Annotated in this window: 14 protein-coding genes; 6 read left to right on the top strand and 8 right to left on the bottom strand. The window is 33.0% G+C overall.

Translation table 11 applies throughout. The features are described from left to right. Positions 1-22: 22 nt before the first annotated feature. Together ACXGSQ_RS17870 and ACXGSQ_RS17865 are read right to left on the bottom strand one after the other, a co-directional pair. The gene (locus ACXGSQ_RS17870) at positions 23-2077 is read right to left on the bottom strand and encodes a tetratricopeptide repeat-containing sensor histidine kinase (protein ID WP_458627489.1); all 2055 of its coding nucleotides are present in this window, start codon (positions 2075-2077) and stop codon (positions 23-25) included. A gap of 328 nt (positions 2078-2405) precedes the next feature. Further along, positions 2406-3539 (bottom strand): glycoside hydrolase family 53 protein, encoded by a 1134-nt coding sequence (locus tag ACXGSQ_RS17865; protein WP_458627488.1) that lies wholly within the window; start codon positions 3537-3539, stop codon positions 2406-2408. 160 nt (positions 3540-3699) lie between these two features. Between ACXGSQ_RS17865 and argS the strand changes: the two genes are divergently transcribed. Both argS and ACXGSQ_RS17855 read left to right on the top strand, forming a co-directional pair. Continuing rightward, the gene (argS, locus tag ACXGSQ_RS17860; RefSeq protein WP_458627487.1) at positions 3700-5478 is read left to right on the top strand and encodes an arginine--tRNA ligase; all 1779 of its coding nucleotides are present in this window, start codon (positions 3700-3702) and stop codon (positions 5476-5478) included. Positions 5479-5645: 167 nt separating this feature from the next. Continuing rightward, on the top strand, positions 5646-6932 hold the full coding sequence (locus ACXGSQ_RS17855; protein WP_458627486.1) for a carboxypeptidase-like regulatory domain-containing protein: 1287 nt from the start codon (positions 5646-5648) through the stop codon (positions 6930-6932). Positions 6933-7023: 91 nt separating this feature from the next. Here ACXGSQ_RS17855 and ACXGSQ_RS17850 read toward each other — a convergent pair whose 3' ends face one another. The 3 genes from ACXGSQ_RS17850 to ACXGSQ_RS17840 all read right to left on the bottom strand — a co-directional run bounded on the left by ACXGSQ_RS17850 (position 7024) and on the right by ACXGSQ_RS17840 (position 10843). After that, positions 7024-9339, bottom strand: coding sequence for a TonB-dependent receptor plug domain-containing protein (locus ACXGSQ_RS17850; RefSeq protein WP_458627485.1), 2316 nt, complete (start codon positions 9337-9339; stop codon positions 7024-7026). Further along, the gene (locus ACXGSQ_RS17845) at positions 9332-10228 is read right to left on the bottom strand and encodes a FecR family protein (protein WP_458627484.1); all 897 of its coding nucleotides are present in this window, start codon (positions 10226-10228) and stop codon (positions 9332-9334) included. Before ACXGSQ_RS17845 ends, ACXGSQ_RS17850 begins: the two co-directional genes overlap by 8 nt. A gap of 99 nt (positions 10229-10327) precedes the next feature. Then, a complete protein-coding gene (locus tag ACXGSQ_RS17840) occupies positions 10328-10843 on the bottom strand; it encodes an RNA polymerase sigma factor (RefSeq protein ID WP_458627483.1) in 516 nt (171 codons plus the stop codon). Positions 10844-10944: 101 nt separating this feature from the next. On the opposite strand from ACXGSQ_RS17840, the gene ACXGSQ_RS17835 reads away from it, so the two are divergent. The 4 genes from ACXGSQ_RS17835 to ACXGSQ_RS17820 all read left to right on the top strand — a co-directional run bounded on the left by ACXGSQ_RS17835 (position 10945) and on the right by ACXGSQ_RS17820 (position 16609). Continuing rightward, positions 10945-13233, top strand: a complete 2289-nt coding sequence (locus ACXGSQ_RS17835; RefSeq protein WP_458627482.1) for a hypothetical protein — start codon at positions 10945-10947, stop codon at positions 13231-13233. 295 nt (positions 13234-13528) lie between these two features. Continuing rightward, positions 13529-14860, top strand: a complete 1332-nt coding sequence (ffh, locus tag ACXGSQ_RS17830) for a signal recognition particle protein (protein WP_458627481.1) — start codon at positions 13529-13531, stop codon at positions 14858-14860. Positions 14861-14987: 127 nt separating this feature from the next. Beyond that, entirely contained in the window at positions 14988-15872 is an 885-nt protein-coding gene (locus tag ACXGSQ_RS17825; protein WP_458627480.1) for a bifunctional 5,10-methylenetetrahydrofolate dehydrogenase/5,10-methenyltetrahydrofolate cyclohydrolase, read from the top strand. 17 nt (positions 15873-15889) lie between these two features. Further along, positions 15890-16609, top strand: coding sequence for a YwaF family protein (locus ACXGSQ_RS17820; RefSeq protein WP_458627479.1), 720 nt, complete (start codon positions 15890-15892; stop codon positions 16607-16609). Here ACXGSQ_RS17820 and ACXGSQ_RS17815 read toward each other — a convergent pair. From ACXGSQ_RS17815 to ACXGSQ_RS17805, 3 genes are read right to left on the bottom strand one after another with little or no spacing between them, the layout of a single operon-like run. After that, positions 16595-17014: a VOC family protein gene (locus ACXGSQ_RS17815; RefSeq protein WP_458627478.1), complete on the bottom strand. Its 420-nt coding sequence runs from the start codon at positions 17012-17014 to the stop codon at positions 16595-16597. The genes ACXGSQ_RS17820 and ACXGSQ_RS17815 overlap by 15 nt on opposite strands. A gap of 11 nt (positions 17015-17025) precedes the next feature. Then, the gene (gene rluF, locus ACXGSQ_RS17810) at positions 17026-17781 is read right to left on the bottom strand and encodes a 23S rRNA pseudouridine(2604) synthase RluF (RefSeq protein ID WP_458627477.1); all 756 of its coding nucleotides are present in this window, start codon (positions 17779-17781) and stop codon (positions 17026-17028) included. 21 nt (positions 17782-17802) lie between these two features. Continuing rightward, positions 17803-18630 (bottom strand): alpha/beta fold hydrolase, encoded by an 828-nt coding sequence (locus tag ACXGSQ_RS17805; RefSeq protein WP_458627476.1) that lies wholly within the window; start codon positions 18628-18630, stop codon positions 17803-17805. Positions 18631-18632: the final 2 nt, after the last annotated feature.

Here is an 18632-nt window from a genome sequence, read left to right as displayed (position 1 = left end):
TTTGAAATCAAATATAGATAAATTATGGCATTATAGCTCTTTTAGGAAGTTCAACAAAGAATTTACTTCCAATGTGTTCTGTACTTTCTACCCAGATTCTACCGTTATTCAATTCTACTAAATCTTTAGCAATAGATAATCCTAAACCAGTTCCTTTTTCATTTTTAGTACCAGCAGTTGTAAAGTTTTTATGTGCAGCAAATAATTTGTCAATATTGCCTTTAGAAATACCAACACCTGTGTCTTCTATGCAAATTAAAGATTTACCATTGGCATCGACATTAGAAATAGTAATAACATCACCTGTCCTGCTAAACTTAACAGCATTGGTAATTAAATTCTGAATGACAATTTCGACCATACTGCGATCGGCGTAAATGAAATCGCTTTGAGACTCATCAATCAATACAATGCGTTTATCTTCAACTTTTTGTTCTACTAAAGCAATTTTGGCCTGAAATACATCTTGAATATTAAAACGTTCGGGTTTAGGCTCTAAATTTTGCATTTGTGATTTAGACCAATTCAATAAATTAAATAGTAATGAAGATGCATTATTGGCATTTTCGCTTAGCTCAGGAATTAATTCATAAAATTCATCTTTAGAAATACTATCTTCTTTTAATAAGTCTAAAAATGCTTTAATTGAAGAAATCGAATCTTTTAAATCGTGAGATACTATAGAGAATAGTTTGTCTTTTACTTGATTGACTTCTTCTAAATGATGCGTTTGCTCTAAAATAGCTTCTGTTCTTATGTGCTCTTCAGCTAATTTGTTCGTTTGTTTTATTAGCGCTTCTTTATGAGCTTTAGTTTTTAAAAGACTATATATAAGAAGTGCTAATAACAAGGTAAAAGCGGCTATAATTCCATAGAAAACATAGGGGCTGTTAAGCCATGTAGACACTGTGTTAGCCTGTTGGACATCTTGAAGTAATGGTTGTTGAGTAATAGGCGTATCCTCAATTAAATCGATATGCTCCAAATGTGTTGGGAAAACCGGTTGATCAATTTTAGAAAGCGAGTCTTTTAAGTTATAATATTTATTTTGCCAGAAAAAGGCATTCTGATAATAACCACGAGTAGAATCTAAAGCAATATGAAGCTTGTAGTTTACTAAAAGTTCAGTTTTATCATCTATTTTCTGTGCTATTATATAAGCCTCGCTCAATTGTTGTTCCGCTAATTTTAACTTTTTGTTTTGAAGGTTAAGATGACCAATAGCATTTAAGGCTCTTAAAAGGCCTTCTTTATTGTCTTGCTCTCGGTTGTACTTTAAGCCTTCAGTTAAGTATTCTGAAGCTTTTTCATATTCTTTAAAACGCAAGTACTCGTTACCTAGCTTAGGTAGTATTTCACCTCTTAAATCTTGGTCTGTTTCCGGGTTTAAAATATCTAATACGTTTTCGTAATATTCAATAGCCTTGCGATGTTCTTTTAATTTCGAGTAAAGTTCAGCAATGTTTTTAGTAGATAATTTAATGCCTTCTTGGTCATTGATTTGTTTGCGGACTTCTAAGGCTTTAAAGTTGTACTCTATAGCCTTATCAATTTGATTAGTTTTATAATAGGCTTCTGCAAGATTATTATACGCGGCACTTAATTCATCATTTAGATGTTGCTTTTCAAAAATATCTATTGCAGATAATGAATTTTGTAAGCCTACTTTATAGTTTCCTTGTTTTATTTCAATTAAACCAATACTGTTGCTCACTTTGGCGACACCAAGGGTATCTCTTATTTGTAAGTAGAGATTTCTAGATTTTTTGTAGTTGTCAATAGCATTAAAATAATCGTTACGTTCTGTAAAGATAAGTGCTCTAAAATAACTGCTTTCGGCCAATCCCTTAGTATAACTAAGATCTTCAGAAAGTTTTGAAGTTTCATTAATATAAAGTAATGCTTTGGTAAAGTCTTTGTTTTTATAAAGTTCATTTATAAGTATAAGCGACTTGTCCACTTTTGTAGAGTCAGCGTTTAAATAGGCTATTTGTACCGTAAGCTTATCTATTTTTTCATTTTGAGAAAAAACAAAAAACGATATAAGACAGACAGCTAGTGTAAGTAACTGTTTCATCTTAAAATAGCGTTAAAACGAATTGCGCTGTTTTGGTTTGAAAAACTTTTATAGAGGGACAAAAAAGTAAGTTAACACAAAACAATAACAACTGGGTTAATGTTTGATTATTAAGCCTCATTAATGATTGGGACATTGATTAATAGCCCTTCAAAAGTGCTATTATGAATGCAAATATGCTAATTATTAGGATTTAATGCCGATTTATTAGTTGAACAGACAAATATAATAATTTTTAAAATTAGCTTATCGACCAATGGTAAATTTAAAGGGGGTAATACTGTTTTGTCGACGAAATGCACGTTTAGTTTATAACGCTGGTGTTTAGTTAGTTATTGTTAAATACCTCTAAAACAGGTAGGGCTTTTAAGTTAAAATCAAACACACATTGGTTTTCCCAAGAAGAGCCGTTTGTCGATGTATTTTCATTACCATTAAATGCAACCCAATCTGGTGCCCAATAACAAAAGCCTATACCTTTTTTATTCGGAATGGCTTTAAGCGTTGCAATCAACCATTCCATATAGGCTTTTTGGCCTTGAGGCGTTGGTAGAAATTCTGGAATCGTTTGATTTAAGCTTCCCACATAGTTGGTTAAGTCATCATTCCATTGCAATGTAAAAGGGTAGGCAACCTCTACCATTAAAATATCTTTGTTAAATGTATTGGCTAGAGTGTTTAATTTAGAAGCAATTAAGTCTAAATCTTTGGTTTGAAATTGTGGATAGTAAGAGAGACCAATAATATCAAAATCAACATTAAAGGTTTGCAATTCATTAAAGAAGTAAATCGAATGTTCTACGTTAGAATGATGTAACATCACTTTGGTTATATTGTTGGTATCAACCTCTCTTATAGCTCTTATGGCTTCTGAGACTAAACCTGCATAATTAATCCAGTTGTCATTAAATTCATTCCAAACTTTACCATAATTCCAAAGGAAGCCACTATCGGTTTCATTACCAATTTGAATTATATCTGGCATAGTCTGTTGTGCTTTTAATTGCTGAACAACATTTTTAGTATAATTATAAACAGCCGCCTTTAAATCGGTAAAAGAAAGGTTTTGCCATGCGGCTGGTGGTGTTTGGGTTTCTGGATCTGCCCAATAGTCGCTATAATGAAAATCGAGTAGGAAATCCATGTCCTTGGCTTTGATGCGTTGCGCATAAGTTTTTACATCTTCTAATCCGTTTTGTCCATCCTGTGGAGTATGCCAAAGTTTTAGTCTGATGAGATTAGTGCCTTTAGACTTTACGAAATCTAAAAGTTCTACCGAGTGGCCATTAATATCTTTATAATCAATATCGTAATTTTCTAATTCACTTTGAAATGATAAATCCATACCCTTGTAAAATGAATTCGTATTAATAATACCGTCCTCATTATCTGAATTGTCATTTTTAGAACAAGACAGTGTTAAAAGCAGACTTATGGAAAGCAAGTATTTTAATGATTTCATTTGTCTTAGGGGTTAATTCTTAGAAATGTGTTATTTCTTTTTCGTTTCACACTTTTTCAATGGTTATCAAAGTTAAGTAATTATGTCTGCTTAGAACTCTAATAAAACAATAAAACTGCTATCTTTGCCAACGTTTTAAAATACCAAAATAAAGCAGATTATGACCCTTCAAGAGACTTTAGAATTACATGTAAAAGCAGCCATAAAAGCGTTGTTTGAATCGGAATTAGAATCAGTAGAATTTCAAGCAACTCGTAAAGAGTTTGCAGGTGATGTAACGGTTGTGGTATTCCCAATGTTACGTGTCGTTAAAGGAAACCCTGTGGTTATTGGAGAACAAGTAGGTCAATATTTATTAGATAATGTAGATTTAGTTAAAGGTTTTAACGTTGTTAAAGGCTTTTTAAATATTGAGATTAATGATTCGTATTACTTAGATTTTTTTCAATCTATAAAAAACAAAACGAATTATGGTTTTGTAGAAGAAAAAGATAACAAAGCCGTAATGGTGGAATATTCTTCTCCAAACACTAATAAACCGTTGCATTTAGGGCATGTTAGAAATGTACTTTTAGGCTATAGTGTTGCTGAAATTTTAAAAGCTTCAGGAAAAAACGTTTACAAAACTCAAATTATTAACGATAGAGGTATTCATATTTGTAAGAGTATGTTGGCTTATCAGAAATTTGGTAATAATGAAGTGCCAACTGAAGCATTGAAAGGGGATAAGTTGGTCGGAAATTATTATGTGAAGTTTGATCAAGAGTATAAAGCTCAAATTTCAGAATTAATGGCTCAAGGCCAATCTGAAGAAGCGGCTAAAAAGAATGCTCCTTTATTATTAGAGGCACAACAAATGCTGCTTAAGTGGGAAGCTGGAGATGAAGAGGTGGTTGCACTTTGGGAAAAAATGAACCAATGGGTTTATGATGGTTTTGAAGTTACCTATAAAAATATTGGTGTCGATTTTGATACGTATTATTACGAAAGTAATACCTATTTACTAGGAAAGGAATTTGTTGCTGAAGGTTTAAATACTGGAGTCTTTTTTAAAAAAGAAGATGGTTCCGTTTGGTGTGATTTAACCGAAGATGGTTTAGACGAAAAAATTGTGTTGCGAAGCGACGGAACAGCCGTTTATATGACACAAGATATTGGTACAGCCATTCAACGTATTAAAGATTATCCTGATGTTGGAGGTATGGTTTACACCGTTGGTAACGAACAAGATTACCATTTTAAAGTTTTATTCTTAATCTTAAAAAAATTAGGTTTTGATTGGGCGAAAAATCTATTCCATTTAAGTTATGGTATGGTAGATTTACCAAGTGGAAAAATGAAGAGTAGAGAAGGAACTGTTGTAGATGCTGATGACTTAATCAAAGAAATGGCAGATACGGCTGAAGAGATTTCTAAAGAATTAGGAAAACTTGAAGAATACTCAGAAGAAGAGAAAAAAGAATTATATAAAACGATTGGTCTAGGAGCTTTAAAATATTACATCTTGAAAGTAGACCCTAAAAAACGAATTCTATTTGACCCAAAAGAATCTATCGATTTTCAAGGGAATACAGGACCGTTTATTCAATATACATATGCTAGAATTCAGTCTATTCTAAGAAAGGCTAATAGCGATGGTGATGACACAACAAGCACCGTAGAGGTGTCACTTCACGATAAGGAAAAGCAACTTATCAAGCAATTAGAGCAATTTCCTGAAGTTATTCAAAATGCAGCAGAACAACATAGTCCTGCTTTAATTGCAAATTATACTTACGATTTAGTGAAGGATTTTAATTCGTTTTACCAAAATGTGTCTATACTTGGTGCAGACACAGATGGCGAAAAGAAGTTTAGAGTGGAGTTGTCTAAAACCGTTAGTCAAACTATAAAAAATGCCTTTAGAATGTTAGGAATTGAAGTTCCTGAACGTATGTAGTTTCTACGATTAACAAGGTGATTTTTTTATTGCATTTTGCGGTCATTTTAAGAATTGAATTGACGGCTTGATAGTAGGGGTTTGGAATTTAACATATTGAATATAAGAGTGTTCTAGCCTTTTTTGTAACTTAGGAAGAGTTAAAATGTTCATTAAATCTTATGGTTATGGAAAAATCGCACACTTTTAAACGCTACGCAAGTACATTACTCGTCATGGTATTTGTATTATTTTCTCTGAACGCTCAAACCGATTTTAAGGAGTATCAAGGCAAAGTTATCGATGGTAAAACACATAAAATCTTAGAGGCAGCCAGTCTTAGTATTAATAAGACTAATATTAGTACGATTACAAATTCTGAAGGTCAGTTTACCTTAAAAGTACCAAACAACTATTTAGATTCAAAAGTTCTGGTGTCTTTTTTAGGTTATAACACTTATGCTGTGCCGTTGTCTGAATTAACAAATACTAATTCTGTAATTGAGTTGTATACAGCCGTTACAGAATTATCAATGGTTAGTATTTCTGCGTATAAAGATGCTGAAAGTTTAGTAAGAAAAGTGTTTAATGATAAAACTAAAAATGTTGATGAAGCGTCTGTTTTTATGACCGCATTTTATCGAGAAACCATTAAACGTCGTAATAGAAATGTGTCATTGACAGAAGCTGTTGTTAATATTTTAAAACAACCAAACGCTTCGCAACAACGTGATGCTATTCAGCTAGGAAAAGCTCGTAAAAGTACAGATTATAAACGCTTAGATACAGTTTCTGTAAAGTTGCAAGGAGGACCGTTTTCAACGGTTTATTTAGATATTATGAAATATCCTGAATATATTTTTACAGATGAAAGTATTACAGGCTATAATTTTTCTTTTGATACACCTTCTACTATTAATAACAGAACAGTTTATGTGGTTAATTTCAACCCTAAGCATAATGATCTTAAGGTGAACTATAATGGGAAGCTTTTTATTGATTCTGAATCGTTGGCTTTAGTCAGTGCGAATTATGTTTTAGACGTTAGTAACTCTGATAAAACTAAAAATCTATTGGTTAAAAAAAAACCGAGTGATATAGAGGTTTATCCGTTAGAAGCCATCTATAAAGTAGACTATAGACAAAAAGGGAATAAATGGTATTATAGTTATTCTAATTTAAGCCTAACATTTAAGGTGAATAAAAAACGTCAACTCTTTAATAAAGTATATACGCTGTCTAGTGAAATGGCAGTTACCGATTGGGAAGTGAATCGTACCGATAAGAAAATTAGGAATAAAGATAAACTCAGACCGTCTGTAATTATTACGGATGCTATTTCTGGTTTTTCGGATCCAAATTTCTGGGGTAAATATAATCTTATAGAACCCGATAAGTCTATCGAGTCTGCTATAAACAAAATAAAGAAGAATATAGAAAAGCAGAAAGCAAAAGAAAAAACGGTTAACGGCTAATTTTATTTGAAGAACTTTTTAAATAACCCTAGAGGTGTTTTAGGGTTGTTTTTTTGTAAATACTTAGGAGAGGTTGTGTTACTATTCGCTATTAAAAACGCGCTCTAAAACTAAGATTTGGTGTGAATTTTAAAGAGCGATTATCGACTTTTATAATAGCGTTTTCGGAATCTAAAGTATAGTAACGATTAATTATGTTGGTTTGGTTGAAGATATTCCAAACTGAAGCGCCAATGTTAGCTTTTATAGTTTTTGAGATATTGAAATTATAAATTGCAGAAATGTCTGTTCTAAAATAACCATCAAGTCTAGAACTATTTGGAGCATGGTATTCTATGGTAGAATTACTCTCATCTTGAATCTCTAATGGTGAAGTGAAAGGTCTGCCGGAATGCCAGTTTAAACCAATACCTATTTTAAAATCATCGCGGTTATAGGTTAAGGACGTATTAATCACATGTCTTAAATCTAAAGTGTTGGGGAAGGGGTTTTTATGGTTTAAATTATCAAATTCATAATCGTTTTTACTATAAGAATAACTTAGCCATGTACTAAAATCATTAATACGTTTGTTAATAAGGAAGTCAATGCCTTTAACCGTATAATAACCTGTATCGTTGGTAAACTGAAACTGATTTTGGAAACCTTGGCTACGCGCCGTAATGTTATTAACTCCTTTGTAATAACCTTCTACAGAAACTAATAAATTGTTTTGATTATAACTGAGTCCAATAGAGGCTTGTTCGCTTGTTATTAAGGGAACGTCATTGCCATTGGCCAATTGCCACCGTCGCTTTTCTATGCCGAAAAAATCTTGTTGTAAGTCTATAATCTGTGTAATGGATTGACTTTTTAGTTCACCTAAAACTTCTAATCTAAAATAATCTAAGAACTTATAATTTACAGTGAATCTAGGTTCTATTAAAAATTCAGATAGTTTTTCATAGTAACTAATTCTTGAGCCTAAACGAATATAAGTATCACGAGAAGTTGAGTACCATTCTATTTCTCCAAATAAGGCATGTGTTCTAATAATTTCTTTTATTAAACTCGTGTAATTCGGATTGGTAACATCTTCAAAATTGGTGACTCCAACTTCGTTAAGCTGATAGCCTCCATTAAAATTAATATCATCACTCACGGTTTTTGAAATATCCAATCGAAAACCAAAATCCTCTACTTTGTTTTCCTGTGTTAATAATTGATTATTAGAAACGTTGTTGTTTTTTGCATCTAAATCATAATTAGAAAAATAAGCTTGTGCAGATAAATTTAAGTCCTTATTAATTTGCTTTGAAAACGTGGCACTAGCTCCGTAGCTCGTTTGATTCAATTCGCTTTGAGTCTCTTGAAAATTATTGTCTGTAGTGGTAAAAACTTGATTGTAATCTAAATCATTAGACATGTTCATTATATTAACCCGTAACTTAGAACTTGAGTTGATATCATATAAAAACTTAGCATTAAAGTCGTAAAAAAGAAAACGTTCATTTTGGGCGAGTAAGGTATTTACGTTTGAAGAGGTGTTGAGTTCCGAATCATTAAAAATACGGTCGAAATAAGCGTCGTAGGTTTTGGAAACCAAAATGTCAGTATAAGAGCGCCTAGCAGATAATTGTAGCTCTGTTTTTTGTGTTAGTGGGATTTTTGTAAAAGCATCAACACTCAATAAGTTTCCTCCGAAACCACCGCTAATGTTTTTATCTAATTTATCCGCATTTTTTATGGCAATTGTACTGGAGACTGCATTCCCGAATTTTGCACTGGTACCGTTTTTAGAAATGGTAATGTCTTCTGATAAGTAGGGGTTAAAGGCTGATATCAATCCAAAGAAATGTCCAGATTGATACATTCTTATGCCTTCATATAAAATTAAATTTTGGTCATTGGTACCACCTCTAACGTTAATGTTAGATATGCGTTCGTCTACACTCATAATTCCTGGTAAATTTTGTACTATTTGCAATACATCAGGTTCTATTAGTCCAGGTAAAATATCAAAAGCTTTAGTGTTAGTTTTAATCGTTCCATTATTCGTCTTAGATATACCTTTAGTTAGATAATTTGTGATTATAACTTCTTTTAAACGTTGTATTTTATTTTTAATTTCTGTTTCGGTCTTAGGAGTAATGGCTATAAAACGATTGCTCAACATTTCAAAATTTAGATTGGTTTCTAGGTTTAATTTAGCTAATATTTGTTTTATTGAAAGCTTGTGAGAAAGTGGACTAATAGAAATACCTTCAATTGTCTTGGTTTCAAAAGAAAATCTAACACGGTATGTTTTTTCTAATTCTGGTAGGACTTGAGCAAGCGGTTTTTCTTCCAGTTGTTCCTGACCGAACGTTAGGTTACAAAAGGCAACTGATAAAAAGTAGAAAATGAAACAAAGTAGTTTTTTATTCACGCTTTAGTAAAATAGATTTTCCTGATTTGCTGTAGCTTAAATTTAATGGTATGGTGACAGACTTCAATGCTAAATCTAAATTATTGTGTGTAAAGCTTCCGGTAAACAAACGTGAAAGATCAATGTCTTCTGTTATTATGTTTTGGCTGTAATGGTTTTCAAATTCAGCAATAACATATTTAAGTGGTACACCTTTAAAGCTACTTTCACCACGCAACCATTGTGGTTGCGTAGCGTTTTCTTTTTCATTTACAAGTAGTTTCCCATCTATGATTTCGAAGGTGTGCCCTGGCTTTAATTGTACTGTGTTGTCATTGTGTGTTACCGCGACTAAACCTTCGTAACAAGTGACTTTAAAGTATGAATCGCGTTGTTTTACATTAAATTGTGTGCCTAAAACACTAATAATTCCATCTGTTGTAACGACGTCAAATTTCTTGCCTTTAGCAACTTTAAAAAATGCTTCACCTTGTAGTTTTACTTCTCTAGTTGTATTCCAATGACTTTCATTAAAAGATATTGTTGAGTTTGCATTTAAATCTACTGTAGATGCATCTGGCAACTTCACTGTTGTTTGCTGTGCTATAAGTGTGCCTACTTCAGTGTCTAAGGTTGAGGTATAATAGTATACACTAAATCCGATGGCTAAAATGGCGGCAATTCTAAGTAATGGCTTTAACCATTGATTTAAATGTGTTTTCTTAGGTGTAAGATTTGGTTTTAATGTTTGATAGGTTTGGTCAACAGAAAAATCTGGAGCTTTAAACGTTTTTAAAGCGGTATCCATTTGGATTAATGTATTATAATCCTCTAACTGCTCAAAAGCGTTTTGCTCTTCTGTGCTTAGGTTATTATCTAACCATTTTTTTATGAGTTCTTCTTTTTGCATAATATGATTTCAACTATATAACAGCTTCGGACTAAAAATCCCTACGTTATTTTTAAATTAGCGTAAATACGTTATTTCTATCTCCACCAATTTTTGTTTTTAAAGCCCCTCTATTTCTTCTCGTAATTTTTTAAGCGCTCCATAAATGCGTTTTTCTACACCTTTTACAGAAATATCTAAGAGCTCGGCTATTTCTTTAAAGCGTTTGCCTTCAACTCTATTCATTAAAAAAGCAACACGTTGCGCTTCTGTTAATTTGCTTAAGGCCATTTGTAATTTTTGATGATATTCTTTTTCTTCTAAAACAAACTCAGGGGTTTCGTTGGTGGTATGTTTTTGTGGTTGGTTACTATGTTTTAAAACAACTTTTTGGTGCGCCACGGCATTAAGCATTAGATTATTGGCTGTTGTAAATAAATAACTCTTTGCTTTTGCTGGTGCTATTTTACCGCAATTCTGCCATAGTTTAATAAACGCTTCTTGTACTTTGTCTTGTGGATTTAAATGATCTCCAAACTTGTAATACAAAAAATCATGCAAGTTTTTGGCGTGTTTTTTATAAAGACGTTCAAATAATTGCGATTCGCAGATGTTATCGTGTAAAGGTGTGCTCATGGTTTTTAATAGGTGCACAAATTATAAATAATATTTTAGATTATTGTAGTAGGTAATTTTCAAAGCAAACTGTTTTATAATAAATAGAAAGCCTGATTGCTATGAAAATTAAATTTAAGTATCTATTTGTTTATTCCCTTTTTGCCCTTTTTTGCTTGTCATCTTGTCAAGATGAGATTACTGAAATTGATAACTTAGACGGACAAGAGATAATTGTTCCAAGTTCTAATTTAGCAAATCTTATAAGCAGAACAACAGCCAACTTTGGTGCTGCGGATGATGTTTTAGATGGGGCAAGTTGCTTTTCCGTAGAGTTACCAGTAACCATTGTTGTTAGTGATATCTCAGTACTTATTGAAACAGAATCCGATTTACACCAATTAGAAAGTTTAATAAATGGAGTAAATAATAGCGATGATGATTTAGATTTTGTATTCCCAATTGTCATCATTTTTAGCGATTATAGCCAAATGGTGATTGAAAATGAAGATGAACTTGACGGTTTAATAAATGAATGTGTTAGCGATGACTATGATAGTATTGACTGTGTAGATTTCGTTTATCCAATTTCTTTTTCTGTATTTAATTCTGGATTTAATCTTATTGATACAGTCATTATTGAAAATGATGAGACATTATACAGTTTTTTAAATGACTTAGAAGCTGATGAAAATGCGGTTATAGTGAGTTTGAATTTTCCAGTAAGTCTACAATATGCAACAGGAGAAAGTCTAGACGTTTATACGAATCAGGAACTTGCAGAAGCTATTGAATCAGCTGATCAATTCTGTGAGGACCATTGTGATGATGAGTCTATTACATTAGCATTAATAGAGTGTCAGTGGAAGTTAGAACTTTATTCAAGTTTTCCAGAGTTTGAAGGGTTTTTATTAAATTTTAATACCGATGGTAGTTTTGATATTATTATGGATAATGATCAGGTATTCTCAGAAGAGAATTCGTGGTCCATGGTGTCTAATGCCACAGGTTCGTTCTTAGTGTTATCTACCAGTTTTGAAGACTTAGGTGGAGATTGGATGATTACAGAATGTGGTCTGGACAACTTTCAATTAACGAAGAACAATCAAAATATGATTATCGATCAAGAATGTGAAGATGATTTAAATTGTACACTTAGTGACCTCAGTGCTATTTTACAAGAATGCCCTTGGGATTTTAGTAACGGATCGGGTAATTTCGAAAATGATCAAATGATTTTTAATGGGAATGGAGATTTACAAATTTCTGAAGGAATGGCGGCTTCTGCTATTGGAGGAGGTTGGAATTTATCGCTAACAGATAACGGCATTATATTGACCTTTTTAGAATTAACCGCATTCCAAAATACGTTAGAAGGAGGTTGGTTAATTGTTGAATGTGACGTGGATAGGTTAGAGTTGGTTAAAGGAGATCAAACATTAGTATTAGAGCGAAATTGTAGTATTAATATAAGTGATTGTGATTACGGCCAGGTTCAAAATTATTTGTTAGGTTGCTCAGCGCAGATCCCGACATTGAATGGATATATTCCTTCGTTTACAGTCTTTAATTTTCTAAGTTCAAATGTGCTTTCAACATTATATGAAGGAGATATGCTGTTTGATGGCACTTGGGATATCGCGTTAATTGAAAATCAAATTACCGTATTTATTAATTTGAATGGTTTACCAGAATATAATGGAGAATGGATTGTGTATGAGTGTTCTTCCGAGTTTATAAGCTTGCAAAAAGGTGATGAAACCTTGGTTTTAACAGCAAATTGTAATCAAAATAATCCTTTTGATTGTTTTGGGAATGTTGAAATCGCGGTGTGTGATGATGAGGTATATGACGGTATTACGACATTCAATTTAAATGAAATTTATACAAATTGTCCACAAGATAATGTAGATGTTTACTTCTACAGTACCTTGATGGATGCCGAAAATGCAACAAACGCATTAGGTTCATCTTACACAAACCTGTATCATTCACAAACAATTTATTCAAGAATTCAACAGCTAAGTAATCCAAGTAGTTTTGAGATTTTTGAAATTCTTCTAGTTGTTGAAGACTGTAGTAATACATGTTCTGAAGCCGAAGTAGATGCGTTCTTGGAAGATTGTATTTGGAATGCCGTAAACTATAATGGCAGTGATAATTTAATGGATTATAATTTTGATTTTGAAAGCACAAGTTCAATTGTTGTCATTTATACAGATACTTTAATTATAGATGCAACTTGGTCGACTTCTCAATCTAGCGAAGGAGTGGTTGTGACATTTTCCAATATTTCAGGTCCAAATATCCAAGCCATCACAGGAAATTGGTTGGTTGTAGAATGTGAAGTAGATAGGCTAGAACTACATCGCGGTGATGATGTTTTGGTTTTAGAAAGCACATGTAATTAATTAAGAGAATTAGGCAATAGTTAGTAATTATAGTAAGTTAAGTTGATTAAAAAGAGTTGCTCCGCCATGAGTAACTCTTTTTTTTAGGCTTTGATCACTGAAAATTAAAAACAGCTTTCAGCAGTTCTTCGCTAAGCTTTAAGGTTTGTTATAATTCTTAGATAAATATCATTTTTTAATCAAAAATCATTTTATCAATATCCCATTCATAAATCCCTCATAAATTCTTAAATTTGCAACTTATTAAAATAACACAGACTGCTTAGTTGCAGACTGCAAACAGAATACTAGAAACATGTTCAATAATTTAAGTGATAAGTTAGATAAAGCGTTACACGTATTAAAAGGTCATGGTAGCATTACAGAGGTAAATGTTGCTGAAACTTTAAAAGAAGTAAGACGTGCGCTTTTAGATGCCGATGTTAACTTTAAAATTGCAAAGGAATTTACCGTACGTGTAAAAGAAAAGGCACTTGGTCAAGATGTATTAACGACATTACAGCCAGGTCAATTAATGGTTAAAATCGTTAAAGATGAATTAACCGAATTGATGGGAGGAGATGTTGAAGGTATAAATCTTTCTGGCCATCCAAGTGTTATTTTAATGTCTGGTTTACAAGGGTCTGGTAAAACGACCTTTTCTGGTAAACTAGCTAATTATTTAAAAAATAAAAAAACGAAAAAACCTTTATTGGTGGCTTGTGATGTGTATCGTCCTGCGGCTATAGATCAGTTACATGTTGTAGGTGATCAAATAGGGGTTGAAGTTTTTAGTGATAGAGGAAATACAGATCCTGTTGCCATTTCGCAAGCTGGTATAGCATATGCAAAAGCAAACGGTCATAATGTCGTGATTATTGATACCGCTGGTCGTTTAGCTGTAGATGAAGCGATGATGACAGAAATCTCTAATATCCACAAAGCAATTCAACCACAAGAAACTTTGTTTGTTGTCGATTCTATGACAGGTCAAGATGCGGTGAATACAGCAAAAGCGTTTAACGATATCTTAAATTTTGATGGTGTTATCCTTACCAAATTAGATGGGGATACACGAGGTGGAGCAGCAATTTCTATTAAATCGGTTGTTAACAAGCCAATTAAATTTATCGGAACAGGTGAGAAGATGGAAGCAATTGATGTCTTCTATCCATCACGTATGGCAGATCGTATTTTAGGCATGGGAGATGTGGTCTCTTTAGTTGAACGTGCTCAAGAGCAGTTTGATGAAGAAGAAGCGCGTAAACTTCAAAAGAAAATTGCTAAAAACCAGTTTGGATTTGATGATTTCTTAAAACAGATTCAGCAAATCAAGAAAATGGGTAATATGAAAGATTTAGTAGGCATGATTCCTGGAGCAGGAAAAATGATGAAAGATATTGATATCGATGACGATGCTTTTAAAGGTATTGAAGCAATTATCCATTCGATGACACCCGAAGAACGTTCTAATCCATCAGTAATAAACGCAAGTCGTAAAAAAAGAATTGGTAAAGGTTCTGGTACATCTGTACAGGAAGTTAATCAACTCTTAAAGCAATTTACACAAATGAGTAAAATGATGAAAATGATGCAAGGAGGAGGAGGAAAGCGTATGATGCAGATGATGCAAAATATGCCTAAATAAGTTTACAGTGTTCAGTCTTTAGTAGGCAGTTTTAGTACGCTGTCTTCTGCTGGCTTTTAGAAATATAAAATTAATCCAATAGAGCTTTGCGCCATAGCGTCTTTGCTAGAAAACAATAACCAAAAGCATGACAATTTTAGACGGAAAAAAAGTAAGTAACGACATTAAAAACGAAATCAAAGCCGAAGTCGATAAGATGAAAGCTAATGATGAAAAAGTTCCGCATTTGGCAGCTGTAATTGTTGGTAACGATGGAGCGAGCTTAACCTATGTTGGTAGTAAAGTTAGAGCTTGTGAGCGCGTAGGTTTTGAATCTACTATGGTGCGCATGTCTAATACAACTAGCGAGGTTGAGTTGTTAGACAAAATAGAGGAGCTTAATAACAACGATGATATTGATGGTTTTATAATTCAATTGCCATTGCCACCACAAATTAATACGCAAAAAGTATTGATGGCTGTAAATCCAGACAAAGATGTTGATGGTTTTCATCCGATGAACTTTGGGAAAATGGCTTTAGATATGTCTACATTTATTCCGGCTACACCATTTGGAATTTTAGAATTATTAGAGCGCTACGAAGTTGAAACCAAAGGAAAGCATACCGTTGTTATTGGTCGATCTCATATTGTAGGGCGTCCGATGAGTATTTTAATGGGAAGAAAAGGCTTTCCAGGAAACTCAACAGTGACTTTAACGCATAGTCATACTAAAAATATTACGCAGATTACATCGCAAGCAGATATTATTATTTCAGCTTTAGGAGTGCCTAAATTTTTAAAAGCTGAAATGGTAAAAGATGATGTTGTGATTATTGATGTTGGAATTACAAGAGTACCTGATGATTCTGAAAAAGGCTATTATATTACTGGAGATGTCGATTTTGAAAATGTAAGTAAAAAGGCTAGCTTTATTACTCCGGTTCCTGGTGGCGTAGGGCCAATGACGATTGCAATGTTATTAAAAAACACCTTATTAGCAAGAGAGCAACACAGAAAAAGTCATAGATAATTTATGCTATGAGTTTAATGATGCTATGTGTTGTCTTATCAAAAGTAACGATAGGTAGTTTTCAACATGTATTTCCAATTCTTTTCGGATTTATTGTAACGGTTGTTATCATTAAATACACAAACAAGATGTTTAGCTTGCTTCAAAAGCAAAAGGCTATTCATTGTTTAGGCTGGTTGGTTTCTCTAACGGTTATAGCGTTTCATGTGTATCGGATGGTATTTGGTAATTATAATTTTAAAACCGATTTGCCACTATACCTCTGTAGTTTAATCGCATTGTTAATTCCGATATTGACCTACTACAGGAAATATTGGATGTTTGAGATTTTAGTGTTTTGGATAATAGGGGGGACGTTACAAGGTGTTATTACACCCGATATCACCAATGGATTTCCTAGTTTTGATTATTTTAGATACTGGACTGTTCATTTGGGCTTACTATCTATAATATTCTATTTCATTTTTGTCTTTAAGATGAGGCCAACTTTAAGGAGTGTTTTTAAATCTTTCTTAGCGCTTCAGGTTTACGTGGCTCTGATGGTAGGGTTAAACTATTTATTGGATGCTAATTATTTCTACTTAAATGAAAAGCCAAAATCGGCTTCATTATTAGATTATTTTGGAGAATGGCCTTATTATATTATGGTAGGGCAGTTGATAATTATACCTTTATTTCTGTTGATTTACTTGCCGTTTTTTCTTTCAAATAAACGTATTAAATTACTTAGTAAATAACTGATTCATGTCTTTAAAAGCCTTAAATTCTATGGCATTCCCTGATGGATATTTAAAAAACATAGTAGCTTGCTCTCCAACTAATCCTTCAAATCGAATATAGGGTTCAATAATAAAAGCGATGCCTTTTGATTTTAATAATTCTGAAAATTCTTGAAATGCTTCCCATTCTAAAACCACACCAAAATGTGGTACAGGAACAGCTTTGCCATCTACAGCATTGGTTATAGCGTCTTTATCTGAATGCGCTTTGAAGTGAATAACTAATTGGTGTCCAAAAAAGTTATAATCTACCCATTGGTCACTGCTTCTCCCTTCTTCGAGATTTAGTGTATTGGTGTAAAAATCTCTAGCGATATCTAAATTATGAACAGGAATGGCTAAATGAAAAGGTGTTAATGCCATAACTAAAGGTATTAAGTTCTGTCTATGGTCTTAGGTTGAAAGGTTTTTATAGAATCACTAATAAGATTATTGAGGGTTTCAAACTCGCTTTTAGTGAGCTCTCTGTATTGGCCTAATGGTATGTCTAAATTTATATTCATTATCCGAATACGCTTTAAAGTTTGTACTTCGTAATTCAGATACTCGCACATTCTTCGGATTTGTCTATTCAATCCTTGAGTTAAAATGATACTGAAGGTGAATTTATCTATCTTTTTAACCTCACATTTTTTGGTGCGCTTGTTTAAGTCTTCAAGATAAATACCTCCAGACATGCGTTCAATAAAAGTTTGTGAGATTGGTTGGTCTACAGTTACAATGTATTCCTTTTCGTGGTTGTTACTAGCTCTTAAAATTTTATTGACGATATCTCCATCATCTGTAAGCAGAATTAACCCTTCGCTAGGTTTGTCTAATCGACCAATAGGGAAAATGCGTTTAGGATAGTTGATGTAATCAATAATATTGTCCTTTTCAACACGTGTATCTGTGGTACAAACTATGCCGATAGGTTTATTAAACGCTAAATACACAAAGTCTTGTTTGCGTTCGCCAATAATTTCACCGTCTACTTTTACAATATCGTTAGACGCGACTTTTGTTCCCATTTCAGGAACGACGTCATTAATGGTTACTCGTCCAGCTTCAATGAGTCGGTCTGCTGCTCTACGTGAGCAATAACCTGCTTCGCTGAGGTATTTGTTTAGGCGTTTTAATTCTTGTGACATATTGCAAAAGTACGATAAAGATTAATCATTTATAAACTGAATAATCTTTGGTGTTAAGGACGCATCTTTCAAGCCATGCCCAAAACCTGTAGTAGATATGAATTTCGAATTTTTAAAACGATTGGCAATTAATTGTCCGTCTTCATAAGGAATAATTCGATCTTTTTTATCATGAATAATTAAGCCTTGAGCTTCAATGCTTTCAGTAAAATCTGCTGTTGAAAAATAAGATACAGGTTGGTTAAATCGTTCTAAAATAATAGAATCTAATCCGTTTGAAATCTTTTTATTAAACCCCATCATGCGCTTGTAGCGTTCAAAGACACCAGTAAAATGTGCAGGAGCACCAAGTAAAACCAATTTTTTTATAGAAGGTAATTGATAATTGTGCAAAGAAAACACACTAGCCATGGCGCCTACAGAATGTCCTATTAATACATCGGGTTGAAACCTTTTGGCAATTACACTGATGTACTCTGCATACAAAATAGCATTAAATTGTTTGCCATCAAATCTGCCATGTGCAGGCGCATCTAAAGCAATTATATTATAATCTTGAGCTTTTAAATCTGCTAAGATATAATCCCAACGCGATGAATTGCTTTCCCAACCATGTGCTAATAAAATAGTTTTTCCTTTTCCGAGCCAACGGTAGGTCGCAATCTCTAAATTATTATGTTTTATTTCTTCATAAAAAGCGGTTTCTATAATACGTTTTTGGTCATCATTATATCGCCCTTTTCTAGGTGATGCAAATAGATTTATAGCTTTTTTAGATGCGTATTTAGACGAAATTAAACTTGTTGCATTAAGTGCACTTCCAATAGATTTAATAACAAAACTCCCCATAC

It is taken from the genome of Winogradskyella sp. PC D3.3, assembly GCF_054366245.1.
The sequence above is the reverse complement of the archived record's forward strand: the minus strand, read 5'-3'. Positions and strand labels throughout refer to the sequence as shown.

Bases quoted from the DNA above. Each gene is read 5' to 3' on its own strand.
- ACXGSQ_RS17870 (WP_458627489.1), bottom strand. From the start codon at position 2,077: ATGAAACAGTTACTTACACTAGCTGTCTGTCTTATATCGTTTTTTGTT.
- ACXGSQ_RS17865 (WP_458627488.1), bottom strand. From the start codon at position 3,539: ATGAAATCATTAAAATACTTGCTTTCCATAAGTCTGCTTTTAACACTG.
- argS (WP_458627487.1), top strand. From the start codon at position 3,700: ATGACCCTTCAAGAGACTTTAGAATTACATGTAAAAGCAGCCATAAAA.
- ACXGSQ_RS17855 (WP_458627486.1), top strand. From the start codon at position 5,646: ATGGAAAAATCGCACACTTTTAAACGCTACGCAAGTACATTACTCGTC.
- ACXGSQ_RS17845 (WP_458627484.1), bottom strand. From the start codon at position 10,228: ATGCAAAAAGAAGAACTCATAAAAAAATGGTTAGATAATAACCTAAGC.
- ACXGSQ_RS17840 (WP_458627483.1), bottom strand. From the start codon at position 10,843: ATGAGCACACCTTTACACGATAACATCTGCGAATCGCAATTATTTGAA.
- ACXGSQ_RS17835 (WP_458627482.1), top strand. From the start codon at position 10,945: ATGAAAATTAAATTTAAGTATCTATTTGTTTATTCCCTTTTTGCCCTT.
- ffh (WP_458627481.1), top strand. From the start codon at position 13,529: ATGTTCAATAATTTAAGTGATAAGTTAGATAAAGCGTTACACGTATTA.
- ACXGSQ_RS17825 (WP_458627480.1), top strand. From the start codon at position 14,988: ATGACAATTTTAGACGGAAAAAAAGTAAGTAACGACATTAAAAACGAA.
- ACXGSQ_RS17820 (WP_458627479.1), top strand. From the start codon at position 15,890: ATGATGCTATGTGTTGTCTTATCAAAAGTAACGATAGGTAGTTTTCAA.
- ACXGSQ_RS17815 (WP_458627478.1), bottom strand. From the start codon at position 17,014: ATGGCATTAACACCTTTTCATTTAGCCATTCCTGTTCATAATTTAGAT.
- rluF (WP_458627477.1), bottom strand. From the start codon at position 17,781: ATGTCACAAGAATTAAAACGCCTAAACAAATACCTCAGCGAAGCAGGT.
- ACXGSQ_RS17805 (WP_458627476.1), bottom strand. From the start codon at position 18,630: ATGGGGAGTTTTGTTATTAAATCTATTGGAAGTGCACTTAATGCAACA.